This is a genomic window from Noviluteimonas gilva (genome assembly GCF_009740395.1).
Classification (GTDB): domain Bacteria; phylum Pseudomonadota; class Gammaproteobacteria; order Xanthomonadales; family Xanthomonadaceae; genus Noviluteimonas; species Noviluteimonas gilva.
This window is the reverse complement of the sequence record NZ_WOXT01000004.1, coordinates 61,551-77,170: the sequence shown is the minus strand read 5'-3', so window position 1 is coordinate 77,170 and position 15,620 is coordinate 61,551. Positions and strand designations below refer to the sequence as shown.

The following is a 15,620-nucleotide window of genomic DNA, read 5'->3' as shown; positions in this document are numbered from 1 at the left end:
GCATGGCAGGGCATAGCCACTATTCGGATCCCACCGGTCCCGTCGGCCCCGCGCCGCAGGAGCACAACGTCGTCTACACGACGCTGCACTTCGACAAGCCGTGGTCGTACGAGAATTATTTGAAGACGGGCGGGTATGCCGCGCTTCGCAAGATTCTCGAAGAAAAAATCGAACCCGCTGCCGTGATCGAAATGGTCAAGGCCTCGGGCCTGCGCGGCCGCGGCGGCGCGGGCTTCCCGACCGGCCTGAAGTGGTCCTTCATGCCGAAGGGTCCGGGCATCAAGTACATCCTGTGCAACTCCGACGAATCCGAACCCGGTACGGCAAAGGATCGCGACATCCTGCGCTACAACCCGCATGCGGTGATCGAGGGCATGGCGATCGCGTGCTACGCGACCGGTTCGCCGGCGGCGTACAACTACCTGCGCGGTGAATTCCACCACGAGCCCTTCGAACACCTGGAAGAGGCGACGCGCGAGGCCTACGCCAACGGTTGGCTCGGCAAGAACCTGCTCGGCAGCGGCGTCGATATCGACATGTACAACGTGCTCGGCGCCGGCGCGTACATCTGCGGCGAAGAAACCGCGCTGATGGAATCGCTCGAAGGCAAGAAGGGGCAGCCGCGCTACAAGCCGCCGTTCCCGGCCAACTTCGGCCTGTACGGCAAGCCGACCACGATCAACAACACCGAGACCTACGCGTCGGTGCCGGCGATCGTGCGCAACGGCGCCGAATGGTTCCTCAACCTCGGCAAGCCGAACAACGGCGGCCCCAAGGTGTTCTCGGTCTCGGGCCATGTCGCCAAGCCGGGCAATTACGAAATCCGCCTGGGCACGTCGTTCGCCGATTTGCTGCAGCTCGCCGGCGGCATCCGCAGCGGGCACAAATTGAAGGCGGTCATCCCCGGCGGTTCGTCGATGAAGGTCTTGCCGGCCGACGCGATGATGGCCTGCACGATGGATTACGACTCGATCCAGAAGGCCGGTTCGGGCCTGGGCTCGGGCGCGGTCATCGTGATGGACGAAACCACCTGCATGGTGCGTGCGTGCCAACGCATCGCGCGCTTCTACTTCAAGGAAAGTTGCGGCCAATGCACGCCGTGCCGCGAAGGCACCGGCTGGATGTACCGCATGCTGACGCGCATCGTGGAAAAGCAGGCGACGCTGGACGATCTCCAGATGTTGCGTGCCGCCGCGGGGCAGATCGAAGGCCACACCATCTGCGCGTTCGGCGAAGCCGCCGCGTGGCCGGTGCAGGGCTTCCTGCACCATTTCTGGGACGAATTCGAATACGCGATCGTCAACGGGCGTTTCCTGGTCGATGACCAGCGCGCCGGGACCGTCGTCGCCAAGCAAGGTGTGGCCGCATGAGCGCCGTCGAATCCGATATCAAGCCCGTCGTGCCGGAAGGCCACGTCGCCATCGAGATCGACGGCGTCGCGATGACCGCGCCGAAGGGCTCGATGATCATCGCCGCCGCCGACAAGGCCGGCATTCCGATCCCGCGCTTCTGTTACCACGACAAGCTGAGCATCGCGGCCAACTGCCGCATGTGCCTGGTCGAAGTCGAGAAGATGCCGAAGCCGGCGCCCGCGTGCGCCACGCCGGTCATGGACGGCATGAAGGTGATCACGCGCAGCGACAAGGCGTTGAAGTCGCAGCGCAACGTGATGGAGTTCCTGCTGATCAACCATCCGCTCGATTGCCCGATCTGCGACCAGGGCGGCGAGTGCGAACTGCAGGATCTCTCGCTGGGTTACGGCCGTTCGGTCTCGCGCTTCTCCGAGCGCAAGCGCGTGATCGCCGACGAGGATTTCGGTCCGCTCGTCGCCAGCGACATGACGCGCTGCATCCAGTGCACGCGCTGCGTGCGCTTCACGGCGGAAGTCGCCGGCACCTACGAGCTCGGCGGCATGATGCGCGGCGAGAACCTGCAGATCGGCACGTACGACGGCAAGCCGCTGACGACCGAGCTTTCGGGCAACGTCATCGACGTGTGCCCGGTCGGCGCGCTGACCAACAAGGTGTTCCGTTTCCGCGCGCGTCCGTGGGAACTGGTCGCGCGCGAATCGCTCGGCTTCTCCGATGCGCTGCACAGCAACCTGTTCCTGCACGTGCGGCGCGGCGAAGTCATGCGCACCGTGCCGCGCGACAACGAAGTCGTCAACGAATGCTGGCTGTCGGACCGCGATCGTTACGCGCACCAGGGTTTGTACGCGCAGGATCGCGCCGCCAAGCCGATGGTCCGCGACGGCAACGACTGGCGCGAAACCAGCTGGGAAGAAGCGCTGGCCAAGGCCGCGAAGATCCTGCGCGACAACGGCGGCGACCAGCTGGGCATCCTCGTGCACCCGGCCACCTCGAACGAGGAGGGCGCCTTGCTTGCGCGCCTCGCCGAAGGCCTCGGCACCGGCAATCTCGACCATCGCCTCGCGCAGCGCGATCTGTCCGACGCCGCGGTCGCCGAACCGTTCGCGATGCCGGTGGCCGACATCGACAACGCCGACGTCATCGTGATCGTGGGTTCGCACCTGCGCCACGAGTTGCCGCTGCTGCACCAGCGCGTGCGCAAGGCGCAGCGCAAGGGCGCGCGCGTGCACATGGTCAATCCGGTCGATTTCGACGTGGCGTTCGACGTCGCGTCCAAGACGATCGTGACCATGGCCGAACTCGCCACGGCGCTCGCCGGCGTGGACATCGCGGGCGCGCAGCGCGCCGTGGTGATCGTCGGCGGCGTCGCCGAAACCTCCGAACATGCGAGCGCGATCCGTGCCGCAGCGCGCGGCTTCGCTTCGGCGAACAACGCCAAGCTGTGCCGCATCCCGCAGGGCGCGAACGCGCTGGGCCTGTCGCAGCATGGCGTGGTGCCGGCCTCGCGCGACACGCAGTCGATGCTCACCGATGCGCGCAGCGCGTACGTGATCTACGGCATCGAACCGGGCCTGGACTTCGCCGACCAGGCGCTCGCGCTCAAGGCCTTGTCGGGCGCGCAGGTCGTCGCCTTCAGCCATTACGCGTGCGAATCCACGCGCGCCGTGGCCGACGTGATCCTCCCGATCGCCGCGCTGCCGGAAAACGAAGGCTCGCTGACCAACCTCGATGGCTACGTGCAGCACTTCACCGCAGGCGGTAAAGCGCCGGGTGAAGCGCGTGCCGGCTGGCGCGTGTTGCGTGCACTCGGTGCGGACCTCGGCCTCGCCGGTTTCGACTTCACCGATTACGCGGGCATGCGCAAGGGGTTGTCGTTGCGCAACGTCGTCGTCGCGAAGGGCACCGCGCCCGCGCACGCGTTGCCGCACGGTGCGGGCCTGGCCATCGTCGCCTCGCAGGCGATCTACCGCAGCGACGCCACCGTGCGCCGCGCGGCCGCGCTGCAGGCGCATCCGCTTAACCTGGGGCCGCGCATCGTGTTGCATCCGGACGATGCGGGCGCGGCCGGCGTGCACGCCGACGGCGTGGCGAAAGTGAAGAACGCCCTGGGCACGGCGACGCTGCCGGTCGCGATCAGCGACAAGGTCGCGCGCGGTTGCGCATGGGTGGAATCGGGCTATGGCGCGACCGCCGCGCTGCTCTCGGGCAACGTGGAGGTCAGCCGCGCATGATGTACGTCGACGCCTTCCGCGATTGGCTCGTCGCCTTCGGGCCGATGGGCCTGCTGCTGTGGATCGTGCTCAAGATCCTGCTGATCGCCGTGCCGGTGATCCTGGCCGTCGCGTTCTACGTGGTCTGGGAACGCAAGCTGATCGGCTGGATGCACGTGCGCCACGGTCCGATGTACATCGGCAAGGGCATCCTCCAGGCCTTCGCCGACGTGTTCAAGTTGCTGTTCAAGGAAGTGGTGCAGCCCACCGTGGCGCAGCCCTTCCTGTACCGCATCGCGCCGCTGATCACGCTCGTGCCGGCATTCGCGGCGTGGGCGGTCATCCCGTTCGACGCGCAGCTCGTGCTGTCGAACGCGAACGCGGGCCTGTTGTACCTGCTGGCGATGACCTCGCTCGGTGTGTACGGGATCATCCTCGCCGGTTGGGCGTCGAACTCGAAGTACGCCTTCCTCGGCGCGATGCGCGCCGCGGCGCAGGTCGTCTCCTACGAAATCGCCATGGGCTTCGCGCTGGTCGGCGTGCTCATCGCGGCGGGCAGCCTGAACCTGACGGAGATCGTCATGGCGCAGGCGGGTAACGCGGGCATGTTCGAGTGGTTCATGTGGCCGCTGCTGCCGCTGTTCGTGATCTATTTCGTCTCCGGTGTCGCGGAAACCAACCGCGCGCCGTTCGACGTGGTGGAAGGCGAATCGGAAATCGTCGCCGGCCACATGGTCGAATACTCCGGCTCGCAGTTCGCGCTGTTCTTCCTGGCCGAGTACGCGAACATGATCCTCGTCAGCGTCACGACGGCGATCTTCTTCCTCGGCGGCTGGCTGAGCCCGTTCCATGGCCTCGGCATCCCGTTCCTGTCCGCGGATGGCTGGTGGTGGCTGGCGCCGAAGGTGTTCTTCTTCGCGAGCTGCTTCATCTGGTTCCGCGCCTCGTTCCCGCGCTACCGCTACGACCAGATCATGCGACTGGGCTGGAAGGTGTTCATTCCGGTCACCATCGCGTGGATCTTCGTCACTGCGCTGCTCGTCCACTTCAACGTGTTCACGAAGGGGCTGTGACGCGCATGACTCGCATCGTTTCCTTCCTCAAGAGTCTGCTGCTGATCGAGCTCGCCCAGGGGCTGCTCCTCACCGGCAAGTACCTGTTCCGTCCGAAGTACACGCTGATGTACCCGATGGAAAAGACGCCGCAGTCCCCGCGCTTCCGCGGCCTGCACGCGCTGCGCCGCTATCCCAACGGGGAAGAGCGCTGCATCGCCTGCAAGCTGTGCGAGGCCGTGTGCCCGGCGCTCGCGATCACGATCGATTCGGAGCAGCGCGAAGACGGCACGCGCCGCACCACGCGCTACGACATCGACCTGTTCAAGTGCATCTACTGCGGCTTCTGCGAGGAGTCGTGCCCGGTCGATTCGATCGTCGAGACGCACATCCACGAGTACTACTTCGACAAGCGCGGCCAGAACATCGTGACCAAGCCGCAGTTGCTGGCGATCGGCGACCGCCTCGAAGCCGAGATCGCCGCGCGCCGCGCGGCCGACGCACCGTATCGCTGAGGCGCCCATGGATTTCCCGACCCTCACGTTCTATCTGTTCGCCACCATGGCCGTCGCCGCGGGCATCGGCGTCATCAGCGTCCGCAACCCGGTGCAGGCCGCATTGCTGCTGGTGCTGACCTTCTTCTCGGTCGCCTGCACGTGGATCCTGGCCGGCGCCGAGTTCCTCGGCATCGCGCTGATCCTGGTGTACGTCGGCGCGGTGATGGTGCTGTTCCTGTTCGTCGTGATGATGCTCGACATCGACGTCGCGCCGTTGCGCGAAGGCTTCGTGCGCTACCTGCCCATCGGCCTGATCGTCGCGATCGCGATGCTGGTCGAGATCTGCATGCTGATCGGCGTGAAGGTGCTCGTGCAGACACCGCTCGCGCCCGACGCCGCGGCCGCCGCCGACCTCTCCAACACCGCATGGCTGGCGAAGGCGTTGTTCACGGAATTCCTGCTGCCCTTCGAAGTGGCCGCGGTGATCCTGACCATCGCGGTCGTCGCGGCGGTCATGCTCACGCTGCGCCGCCGAGGCGGGGTGAAGCACCAGAATCCGGCCGACCAGGCGCGCGTGCGCGCGTCCGATCGCCTGCGCATGGTGAAGATGGACGCCACCAAACCCGCCACCACGACGGAGGAGGGCACGCCATGATCGGTTCGCTGTCGCTCGGGCATTTCCTCGCCCTCGGTGCCGCGCTTTTCTGCATCAGCGTGGCGGGCATCTTCCTCAACCGGAAGAACGTCATCGTCCTGCTGATGTGCATCGAGCTGATGCTGCTCGCGGTCAACATCAACTTCGTCGCGTTCTCGCGCGAACTGGGCGATGCGGCGGGGCAGGTGTTCGTGTTCTTCATCCTGACGGTGGCCGCGGCGGAAGCCGCGATCGGCCTGGCCATCCTCGTGACGCTGTTCCGCAATCGCCGGACGATCAACGTCGGCGAAATCGACTCCTTGAAGGGCTGACCGATGCCGGCCGTTGAATTCACCCTCTCGAAGTCGCTGCTCGTCGCGATCGTCCTCGCGCCGCTGATCGGCGCGATCCTCGCCGGCCTGTTCGGCCGCCGCATCGGCCGTGCCGGTTCGCACACCGTGACCATCGCGGGCGTGGCGCTGAGCTGCGCGCTGTCGATGTACGTGCTGTGGCAACTGGTGTCGCAGGGCGCCGCGCCGTTCAACCAGAACCTGTACACGTGGTTCGAGATCGGCGGCTACAACGCGCACATCGGCTTCATGGTCGACAAGCTGACCGCGATGATGATGGTCGTGGTGACCTTCGTCTCGCTGCTCGTGCACGTCTACACGATCGGCTACATGTCCGAAGACCCGGGTTACCAGCGGTTCTTCAGTTACATCTCGCTGTTCACCTTCTCGATGCTCATGCTCGTCATGAGCAACAACTTCCTGCAGCTGTTCTTCGGCTGGGAAGCGGTGGGCCTGGTGTCGTACCTGCTGATCGGGTTCTGGTTCAAGCGCCCGTCGGCGATCTTCGCCAACCTCAAGGCCTTCCTGGTCAACCGCGTCGGCGACTTCGGCTTCCTGCTGGGCATCGCGGGCGTGCTGTACTGGTTCGGCACGCTGGACTACGCGACGGTGTTCGCCAACGCGGCCTCGACGATCGGCGGCGGTGAAGTGTTCGAGTTCCTGCCGGGCCACGCCTGGTCGGTCGCGACGGTGATCTGCGTGTGCCTGTTCATCGGTGCGATGGGCAAGTCGGCGCAGGTGCCGCTGCACGTGTGGCTGCCCGATTCGATGGAAGGCCCGACGCCGATCTCCGCGCTGATCCACGCAGCGACGATGGTGACCGCGGGCATCTTCATGGTGGCGCGCATGTCGCCGCTGTTCGAGCTCTCGCCGGCGGCGCTGAACTTCGTGTTGTTCATCGGCGCGACGACCGCGTTCTGGACCGGCCTGATCGGCATGGTGCAGAACGACATCAAGCGCGTCGTGGCGTATTCCACGCTCTCGCAGCTGGGTTACATGACCGTCGCGCTCGGCGTGTCGGCGTACTCGGCGGGCGTGTTCCACCTGATGACGCACGCGTTCTTCAAGGCGCTGCTGTTCCTCGGTGCGGGCTCGGTGATCATCGGCATGCACCACGAGCAGGACATGCGCCGGATGGGCGGCCTGAAGAAGTACATGCCCATCACGTACTGGACGATGGTGATCGGCACGCTGGCGCTGGTCGGCACGCCGTTCTTCAGCGGTTTCTTCTCGAAGGACACGATCATCGAGGCGGCGGCCGAGCATGCGCACGAAGCGCACAACTGGGTCGCGACGTACGCGCACTGGGCCGTGCTGCTCGGCGCGTTCGTCACCTCGTTCTACAGCTTCCGCCTGCTGTACCTGACCTTCCACGGCAAGGAACGCTTCCACGATCCGGTGCCCGACCACTACATCGCACCGGAAGCGGATTCGACCGAGCACGAGGATGCGATCGCGCATTCGCACGATGCGCACGACGACGCACACGGGCACGACGACCACGGCCATGCGCACACGCCGCACGAATCGCCGTGGGTGGTGACGTTGCCGCTGATCCTGCTCGCGATCCCGTCGATCCTCATCGGCTACTTCACCGCGGGCCCGATGTTGTTCGGCACCGATTGGCAGGGCCACGAGAAGATCGCGCCGTACTTCACCGGTGCGATCCAGGTGCTGCCGGAACACGACGTGCTGTCGAAGGTCGCCGCCGAACACTGGCACGGGCCGCTGCAGTTCGCGCTGCATGGCTTCATGGCGCCGGCGTTCCTGCTGGCCTTCGCGGGCTTCGCGCTCGCGACGTTCCTGTACCTGTTCCGCACCGACCTGCCGGGCAAGATCGCGCACGCGCTGCGCTGGCCGGTCCGCGTGCTGGAGCGCAAGTACTTCATGGACGACCTGTGGATCGACGGCTTCGCCGGCGGCGGCGTTGCGCTCGGACAGGCTTCGCGCGCGGTCGACTCGAAGCTGATCGACGGTGTCGCGGTGAACGGCAGCGCCCGCGTGGTCGGGCTGGTGTCGGGCGTCGTGCGCCAGATCCAATCCGGTTATCTGTACCACTACGCCTTCGCGATGATCGTCGGATTGATCGTGCTGTTGGCGGTGATCCAAACGTTCTGGGTCTGACGACCCCGAGCCCACCTTGCATGGAATCGAACACGTGGCGAACGCGCCCCTGCTGAGTCTGTTGATCTGGCTGCCGATCCTCGGTGGCGCGCTCGCGCTGATGCTCGGGCAGCAACGCGCGCAAGCCGCGCGCTGGCTGGCGCTCGGCACGGCGCTGCTGTGCCTGGGCCTGTCGATCCCGCTGTTCAGCGGCTTCGACATGGCCAACGCGAGCATGCAGTTCGTCGAACAACATGCGTGGATCCCGGCCTACGACATCCGATACGCGCTCGGCGCGGACGGCATCTCGATCGCGCTGATCGGGCTGACGACGCTGACCACCGTGCTGGTGCTGATCGGCGCGTGGGGCTCGATCGACGAACGCGTCAACCAGTACGTCGCTGCGTTCCTGATCCTCGAAGGCCTGATGATCGGCGTGTTCTGCGCGCTCGACGCCATGCTGTTCTACGTGTTCTTCGAGGCGATGCTCATCCCGATGTTCATCATCATCGGCGTGTGGGGCGGCCCGCGGCGCGTGTATGCATCGATCAAGTTCTTCCTGTACACCTTCCTCGGGTCGGTGTTCATGCTGGTCGGCATCATCTATCTCTACCTGAAGGGCGGCAGCTGGCAGCTCGCGGACATGGCCGCGTTGCCGCTGACGATGCGCGAGCAGGCGTGGTTGTTCTTCGCGTTCCTGGCCGCGTTCTCGGTCAAGGTGCCGATGTTCCCGGTGCACACGTGGTTGCCGGATGCGCACGTGGAAGCGCCGACCGGCGGCTCGGTGATCCTGGCCGCGATCATGCTGAAGATCGGCGGATACGGCTTCCTGCGGTTCACGCTGCCGATCGTGCCCGACGCCGGCCACGAGTTCGCGTGGGTGGTGATCGCGCTGTCGCTGATCGCCATCGTCTACATCGGCCTGGTCGCGCTGGTGCAGGAGGACATGAAGAAGCTGATCGCGTATTCGTCGATCTCGCACATGGGCTTCGTCACGCTGGGCACGTTCATCGCCTTCTCGCTCGTGCGCGACACCGGCAACCTGGACGCCGCGCGCCTGGGCCTGCAGGGCGCGATGGTGCAGATGATTTCGCACGGCTTCATCTCCGGCGCGATGTTCTCCTGCGTCGGCGTGCTGTACGACCGCATGCATTCGCGCATGATCCGCGACTACGGCGGCGTGGCGAACACGATGCCGTGGTTCGCGATGTTCATGGTGTTGTTCGGCATGGCCAACTCGGGCCTGCCGGGCACCTCGGGTTTCATCGGCGAGTTCATGGTGATCCTCGCCAGCTTCCAGCAGCATCCCTTGCTCGCCTTCGGCGCGGCGACCACGCTGATCCTCGGCGCGGCCTACACGTTGTGGCTGGTCAAGCGCGTGATCTTCGGCGAGGTGGCCAACGCGCACGTCGCCGAACTGGAAGACATCAACATGCGCGAATGGATCGTGCTGGGCGTCTTCGCGATCGGCGTGCTGGCCCTTGGCGTGTATCCCAAGCCGCTGACCGACCTGATGGAACCCTCCATCGCCCAGCTCGCGAGCCAGCTCGCGGCCAGCAAGCTCTGATTAGAGATTACGCATGATCGCCACGACGATGCCCGACGCCACCGAACTGCTGCCGCTGCTGCCCGAACTGGTGCTGGTCGGCGCGGCCTTCGCGCTGCTGATGCTCGATCTGTTCCTCGACGAACGCCAGCGCTGGATCACGCACGTGGCGAGCATCGTCGTGCTGGCCGTCGTCGCCGGCATGATCGGCTTCGGCACGGGCGGGCAGGGCACGGTGCTCAACGGGATGTTCATCCGCGACATCGCGGCGGACGTCATGAAGTTCTTCACCTGCATCGTGTCGGCGCTGTCGCTGGTGTACATCTGGCCGTTCCTGCGCGAGCGCGGCCTGTACAAGGGCGAAGTGCCGGTCCTGGTGTTGTTCGCCACCGCCGGCATGATGCTGATGGTGTCCGCGGGCAGCCTGGTGATGGTGTACCTCGGCCTGGAAATGCTGGCGCTGTGCCAGTACGCGCTGGTCGCGATCGATCGCGACAGCCCGCTCGCTTCCGAAGCGGCGATGAAGTACTTCGTGCTCGGTTCGCTCGCCTCGGGCATGTTGCTGTACGGCATGTCGCTGACCTACGGCGCTACCGGCTCGCTGGATCTGCTCAGCGTGCGCGAAGCGATGGGCTCGGCGACGCCCGGCCTGCTGCTGACGGGCATGGTGTTCATGGTCGCGGGCATCGCCTTCAAATTCGGGGCCGCGCCATTCCACATGTGGCTGCCGGACGTCTACCACGGTGCGCCGACGCCGATCACGCTGTTCATCGGTTCGGCGCCGAAGATCGCCGCGTTCGGCATGGCCTACCGCCTGCTCGAACTGGGCACCGGTCCGCTCGACGCCGAATGGCGCGTGCTGATCGCAGGCCTTGCGGTCGCGTCGCTCGCGATCGGCAACCTGATCGCGCTGGCGCAGAGCAACCTCAAGCGCATGCTCGCGTACTCGACGATCTCGCACGTCGGCTTCCTGTTCCTCGGCCTCGCCGGTGGTGGCCCGCAGGGGTATGCGTCGGCGATGTTCTACGCCATCACCTACGCGATCATGTCGGCCGCGGCGTTCGGCGCGATCGTCGTGCTGTCGCGCAAGGGCTTCGAAGCCGACGAGATCGACGACTTCAAGGGCCTCAACGCGCGCAACCCCTGGATGGCCGGCCTGGTGCTGTGCGTGATGGCATCGCTCGCCGGCGTGCCGCCGTTCCTCGGTTTCTGGTCGAAGCTGGTCGTGCTGCGCGCCGCGCTGCAGGGCGACATGCTGTGGCTGGCGATCGTGGGCATCGTGTTCGCGGTGATCGGCGCGTTCTACTACCTGCGCGTGATCAAGGTGATGTACTTCGACGCACCGGTGGGCGAGGGCATCCGCGAGCGCGACGACCGTCCGTTGCGCGTCACCTTCGGCGCGAATGCGTTGCTGCTGCTCGTGCTCGGCATCTTCTGGAACCCGCTGATGGCGTGGTGCCTGGCCGCGTTCCGCTGATCCTGAAGAACGCGTGCATCGCACGGGTTGCATTCCTCGCGCGGCTTCACCATAATGCGCGGCCTGCTGCGGGGTGGAGCAGTCTGGCAGCTCGTCGGGCTCATAACCCGAAGGTCGCAGGTTCAAATCCTGCCCCCGCTACCAAACAACGACGGCGATCCGGAAACGGGTCGCCGTTTTTGTTTTTGCGCATCAAAGACCCTCGATTCAGGCGATGCGCGCTTCAGGCAACGCGCATCGCATCGAGCAACGCACGCGCTTGTTTGCACGCACGCTGGCTGCGTTGATCCCACCAGCCCTTGCGGATCGCGGGCATCGCTTCGTCGAGCGGTTCGGTTTCGTCGAGCACCCAGGCTTCCGCGATCAGCAGCCATGCATCGCGCCACGTGGAGTCGGGCAGCGTGCGCGCGGCGCGCCTGCCGATTTCGACGGCGTGTGCGAATTTCGGTTCCATGCGGCCCATGCGGGAATTCAAGCGCGCACATCGAATCGATGGCGTGAAGAAATGGCGGCGCGCGTGCGAGACGCATCGTGCGAGCGGTTTCCGAACCAGTTCCCGGTGTGCGAATCACGCGTCCTGCACGCTTTGTGCACGTTGCGTCGCGTCGGAGCCGGTGTCTCCAATGGTTGACGCAATGTCGCCCAAAGGATACAGTGCATGTACGAGATACGAACCACCGCCGTGTTCGACGATTGGCTCGATGGTCTCGTCGGCGATCGCGCATTGACCAAGGTGCTCGCACGGATCGCAAACATGGCGGACGGCAACTTCGGCGATTGCAAATCGGTCGGGGGCCGCGTCCTCGAAGCGAGGATCCACGGCGGCCCGGGGTACCGGCTGTATTTCGTGCGAGAGGGCAGCACGGTCACCTTATTGCTGCTCGGCGGAGACAAGTCCACGCAGTCGCGGGACATCTTGCGCGCGCGCTCACTCGCCGCCGCGCTCTGAACGCACAAGGAGGATGCAATGACCAGCAACAGCCACACGCTCCACACCTCCCGCTTCGACGTCGGCCGTTATCTCGCCGGCGACGAAGTCATGGCCAACTACCTCACCGACTGTTTCGAAGAAGGCGGCACCGCGCTCTTCCTCAAGGCGATCGGCGAGGTCGCCCGCGCGCGCGGCATGAGCGAACTCGCCAATCGCACGGGCCTCACCCGCGCGAGCCTCTACAAGGCGCTCGCCGAAGATGGCAACCCTGCATTCGACACGCTTGCGCGCGTGCTCGACACGCTCGGCTTCCGCGTGTGCGTCGTGGCCAACACGCCGGCGGCCAGGGACAAGCGCTCCGATTCCAATCGCGTGCGCGTGATGCAAACACCGGCGGCGTATGGCGTGCGCGCGGAAGCAAAGGCGCCGTCGATCAAGCCGAAGAAGGCACGCAAACCTGCCGCGAAAAAGCGCTGAGGGCGCCGTCGCGCGGACCGCTTCGGGAATGCATGCGTCCGCGCCTGCATCCGGTTGCCCTTCGGGACGATGCACGCGGGGCGTCGCACCCGATACATCGTTGGCATGCGAATCGATGCCACCACGCCCGTCCTCCCCGCCAGCGTCCTGCACGGTGGGGCACGTCCCTTCGGCTTCCATGTGCCGCCGTGGGCGGACTACGTCGCGTGCGACTACGACGGCATGGTGTGGGCCTTCCAACACTGTCCGGTGGCCGACCACCGCACGCGCTCCTGGACCGGCGGTTCGCTCACCGGCCGCTACGCGCTGATGGGCTCGTGCCGGCAGGAGGTTCCGAATTGGGAGACGGCTGTCCTCCACCGCCATGGGGGACTCTGGCGCTCGCTGCAGGCCGAGCGCGAGGACGAGCGAGACGCGGATTTCCGCAGCGCCACCTCGGGGGCGCTCTGGGCGATCGCGATGGGTGCCCTGATGGTGATGGTGGTCCTCGTCTTCGAATCGACCTTCTTCTAAGCTCCGGCGCCTCCGGCTGAACCGGTACGGCCGCCGCCCCCGGCGGTACGGCCGCTTGCGCTTGCCACCCCCGGCGTTCGGGCCTACACTGTGCGGCGTTCCAGGCGGTAGACCTCGTCTTCCGCAACCAGCGTCTCCGCTGGCGATCAAGGGCTCCTCGGAGCCTTTTTTCTTTCAGGGAGACCGCCGGGCTCGCTGGCTGCCCCGCATCGCGGGTGCGCCGCGCCGACATCCAGTAGGGCTTGCATCTCATGCATGTTCCCGCTGCTGACAAGGGGCCCGACGGGCCCCTTGTTGTTTTCCGGCCCCGGCCGGACCCAGGGCAATTGGATTGCCGCGAGGATGGCCGCACTTATGACCGACAAGGCGAACGAAATCTCGGCGCTGCTCGCCCCGACCGTTGCGTCGTTGGGCCTGGAGTTGCTGGGCGCCGAATACCTGCCCTCGCCGGGCGGGGCGGTGTTGCGCCTTTACATCGACGTGCCGCAGGCCGAATCGGCCGAACGCAATGTCGGCATCGAGGACTGCGAATCGGTGAGCCGCGAGGTGTCCGCGCAGCTCGATGTCGAGGACCCGATCAGCGGCAACTACACCCTCGAGGTGTCGTCGCCGGGCATCGACCGCCCGTTGTTCGCGCCGTCGCATTTCGCGCGCTTCGCCGGGCAGTCGGCGAAGGTCGGGCTGAAGCTGCCGCAGGACGGTCGCCGCCGCCTGCAGGGCCGCATCGACAGGGTCGAAGGCGATTCGATCGTCTTCGACGTGGATGGCAACCCGTTCGAAGTGGCGTTCGACAACATCGACAAGGCCAAGCTCGTGCCCGATTGGGAAGCGCTGGGCATGGCGCCGAAGAAACCCGGCAAGAGCCCCGCGAACAAGAAACAAGGGAACAAGAAGTAACGCGCGCCGCAGGCGCGAACCACATTCAACTTTGACGTAGAGACACAACAACCATGTCGAAAGAACTCCTGCTTGTCGTCGACGCCGTCGCCAACGAAAAGGGCGTGCCGGAATCGGTGATCTTCGAGGCCATCGAGGCTGCGCTCGCGTCCGCCGCGAAGAAGCGCTACCACGACCAGGACGTGCTCGTGCGCGTGCAGATCGACCCGAAGGACGGCAACTACGAAACCTATCGTCGCTGGGAAGTGGTCGCGGACGACGTCGTCATGGAATCGCCCGATCGCCAGGTTCGCCTGATGGATGCGGTCGACGAAAGCGAAGGCGCCGAAGTCGGCGACTACATCGAAGAGCAGATCGAAAACCCGGACTTCGGCCGCATCGCCGCGCAGGCCGCCAAGCAGGTGATCGTGCAGCGCGTGCGCGAAGCCGAGCGCGCGCAGGTCGTGGATGCGTGGAAGGATCGCGTCGGCGAGCTGGTCACCGGCATCGTCAAGCGCGCCGAGCGCGGCAACATCTTCGTCGACCTCGGCGGCAACGCCGAAGCCTTCATCCCGAAGGACAAGGGCATCCCGCGCGACGTGCTCCGCGCCGGCGACCGCGTCCGCGGCTACCTCTACGACGTGCGTAGCGAGCCCCGCGGCCCGCAGCTGTTCATCAGCCGCGCCGCGCCGGAATTCATGATCGAGCTGTTCAAGCTCGAAGTGCCGGAAGTCGGCCAGGGCCTGGTCGAAATCAAGGCATGCGCCCGCGACCCGGGCGACCGCGCCAAGATCGCCGTGCTCGCGCACGACCACCGCACCGATCCGATCGGCGCGTGCATCGGCATGCGCGGTTCGCGCGTGCAGGCCGTGTCCAACGAGCTCAACGGCGAGCGCGTGGACATCATCCTGTGGAGCGACAACAGCGCGCAGTTCGTGATCAACGCGATGGCGCCGGCCGAAGTGCAGTCGATCATCGTCGATGAAGAAAAGCATTCGATGGACCTGGCGGTGGCCGAAGACCGCCTCGCGCAGGCGATCGGCAAGGGCGGCCAGAACGTGCGCCTCGCCAGCCGCCTGACGGGCTGGCAGCTCAACGTGATGACGGCCGACCAGGTGCAGGCCAAGAGCGAAGCCGAGCAGACCAACGCGCGCCAGTTGTTCATGGAGAAGCTCGAGGTCGACGAAGAAATCGCCGGCATCCTCGTGTCCGAAGGCTTCACCACCGTCGAGGAAATCGCGTACGTGCCGGTCGGCGAATTGCTGGCGGTCGAAGGCTTCGACGAAGACATCGTCGAAGAGCTCCGCGCCCGTGCCCGCGACGCGCTGCTCAACGAAGCGCTCGCCGTCGAAGAGGAACTTGACGAACACCAGCCGGCGCAGGACCTGCTCTCGCTGGCGGGCATGGACGAAGCGACGGCCTACGTGCTGGCTTCGCGCGGCATCCGCACGCGCGACGACCTGGCCGACATGGCGGTCGACGAGATCACCGACATCGAAGACATGGACGCCGAGCGCGCGGCCGCCCTGATCATGGAAGCGCGCAAGCACTGGTTTGAATGACGGCGCCGGGCCCTGTCGGGCC

General features: G+C 65.9%; 15 protein-coding genes and 1 tRNA gene. 15 read left to right on the top strand and 1 reads right to left on the bottom strand.

All coding sequences use genetic code 11. The annotated features are described in order from the left end of the window. The first annotated feature begins 2 nt into the window (after positions 1-2). The 10 genes from nuoF to GN331_RS12535 all read left to right on the top strand — a co-directional run bounded on the left by nuoF (position 3) and on the right by GN331_RS12535 (position 11,383). Positions 3-1,370 carry an NADH-quinone oxidoreductase subunit NuoF gene (gene nuoF / locus GN331_RS12580; protein ID WP_156642607.1) on the top strand — a complete coding sequence of 456 codons (1,368 nt, stop codon included), beginning with the start codon at positions 3-5 and terminating at the stop codon, positions 1,368-1,370. Then, the gene (gene nuoG, locus GN331_RS12575; protein WP_156642606.1) at positions 1,367-3,601 is read left to right on the top strand and encodes an NADH-quinone oxidoreductase subunit NuoG; all 2,235 of its coding nucleotides are present in this window, start codon (positions 1,367-1,369) and stop codon (positions 3,599-3,601) included. The genes nuoF and nuoG overlap by 4 nt, the downstream gene beginning before the upstream one ends. Beyond that, positions 3,598-4,653, top strand: coding sequence for an NADH-quinone oxidoreductase subunit NuoH (gene nuoH / locus GN331_RS12570; protein WP_156642605.1), 1,056 nt, complete (start codon positions 3,598-3,600; stop codon positions 4,651-4,653). Before nuoG ends, nuoH begins: the two co-directional genes overlap by 4 nt. A 5-nt stretch (positions 4,654-4,658) precedes the next feature. Next, a complete protein-coding gene (nuoI, locus tag GN331_RS12565) occupies positions 4,659-5,147 on the top strand; it encodes an NADH-quinone oxidoreductase subunit NuoI (RefSeq protein WP_156642604.1) in 489 nt (162 codons plus the stop codon). Positions 5,148-5,154: 7 nt separating this feature from the next. After that, a complete protein-coding gene (locus GN331_RS12560; RefSeq protein ID WP_156642603.1) occupies positions 5,155-5,784 on the top strand; it encodes an NADH-quinone oxidoreductase subunit J in 630 nt (209 codons plus the stop codon). Further along, complete coding sequence (gene nuoK / locus GN331_RS12555) at positions 5,781-6,095, top strand: NADH-quinone oxidoreductase subunit NuoK (protein WP_156642602.1); 315 nt, start codon at positions 5,781-5,783, stop codon at positions 6,093-6,095. The genes GN331_RS12560 and nuoK overlap by 4 nt, the downstream gene beginning before the upstream one ends. A 3-nt stretch (positions 6,096-6,098) precedes the next feature. After that, positions 6,099-8,237: an NADH-quinone oxidoreductase subunit L gene (gene nuoL, locus GN331_RS12550; RefSeq protein ID WP_156642601.1), complete on the top strand. Its 2,139-nt coding sequence runs from the start codon at positions 6,099-6,101 to the stop codon at positions 8,235-8,237. Positions 8,238-8,271: 34 nt separating this feature from the next. Then, positions 8,272-9,783, top strand: coding sequence for an NADH-quinone oxidoreductase subunit M (locus tag GN331_RS12545; RefSeq protein ID WP_331713478.1), 1,512 nt, complete (start codon positions 8,272-8,274; stop codon positions 9,781-9,783). A 13-nt stretch (positions 9,784-9,796) separates the two neighbouring features. Further along, the gene (nuoN, locus tag GN331_RS12540; protein ID WP_156642599.1) at positions 9,797-11,239 is read left to right on the top strand and encodes an NADH-quinone oxidoreductase subunit NuoN; all 1,443 of its coding nucleotides are present in this window, start codon (positions 9,797-9,799) and stop codon (positions 11,237-11,239) included. 67 nt (positions 11,240-11,306) lie between these two features. Next, a tRNA-Met gene (locus tag GN331_RS12535) sits at positions 11,307-11,383 on the top strand. A gap of 79 nt (positions 11,384-11,462) precedes the next feature. Here the strand turns inward: GN331_RS12535 and GN331_RS12530 are convergent. After that, on the bottom strand, positions 11,463-11,693 hold the full coding sequence (locus tag GN331_RS12530) for a hypothetical protein (RefSeq protein ID WP_156642598.1): 231 nt from the start codon (positions 11,691-11,693) through the stop codon (positions 11,463-11,465). Positions 11,694-11,897: 204 nt separating this feature from the next. Here GN331_RS12530 and GN331_RS12525 point away from each other — a divergent pair, with 204 nt between their 5' ends. The 5 genes from GN331_RS12525 (at position 11,898) to nusA (ending at position 15,598) form a co-directional block, all read left to right on the top strand. Then, positions 11,898-12,188, top strand: a complete 291-nt coding sequence (locus GN331_RS12525; protein ID WP_156642597.1) for a type II toxin-antitoxin system RelE/ParE family toxin — start codon at positions 11,898-11,900, stop codon at positions 12,186-12,188. Between the two features lie 18 nt (positions 12,189-12,206). After that, positions 12,207-12,647 (top strand): addiction module antidote protein, encoded by a 441-nt coding sequence (locus tag GN331_RS12520; RefSeq protein ID WP_156642596.1) that lies wholly within the window; start codon positions 12,207-12,209, stop codon positions 12,645-12,647. A gap of 105 nt (positions 12,648-12,752) precedes the next feature. Continuing rightward, positions 12,753-13,160, top strand: coding sequence for a hypothetical protein (locus tag GN331_RS12515; protein ID WP_156642595.1), 408 nt, complete (start codon positions 12,753-12,755; stop codon positions 13,158-13,160). Positions 13,161-13,514: 354 nt separating this feature from the next. Next, positions 13,515-14,057: a ribosome maturation factor RimP gene (gene rimP / locus GN331_RS12510; protein WP_156642919.1), complete on the top strand. Its 543-nt coding sequence runs from the start codon at positions 13,515-13,517 to the stop codon at positions 14,055-14,057. Between the two features lie 53 nt (positions 14,058-14,110). After that, positions 14,111-15,598, top strand: a complete 1,488-nt coding sequence (gene nusA / locus GN331_RS12505; RefSeq protein WP_156642594.1) for a transcription termination factor NusA — start codon at positions 14,111-14,113, stop codon at positions 15,596-15,598. Positions 15,599-15,620: the final 22 nt, after the last annotated feature.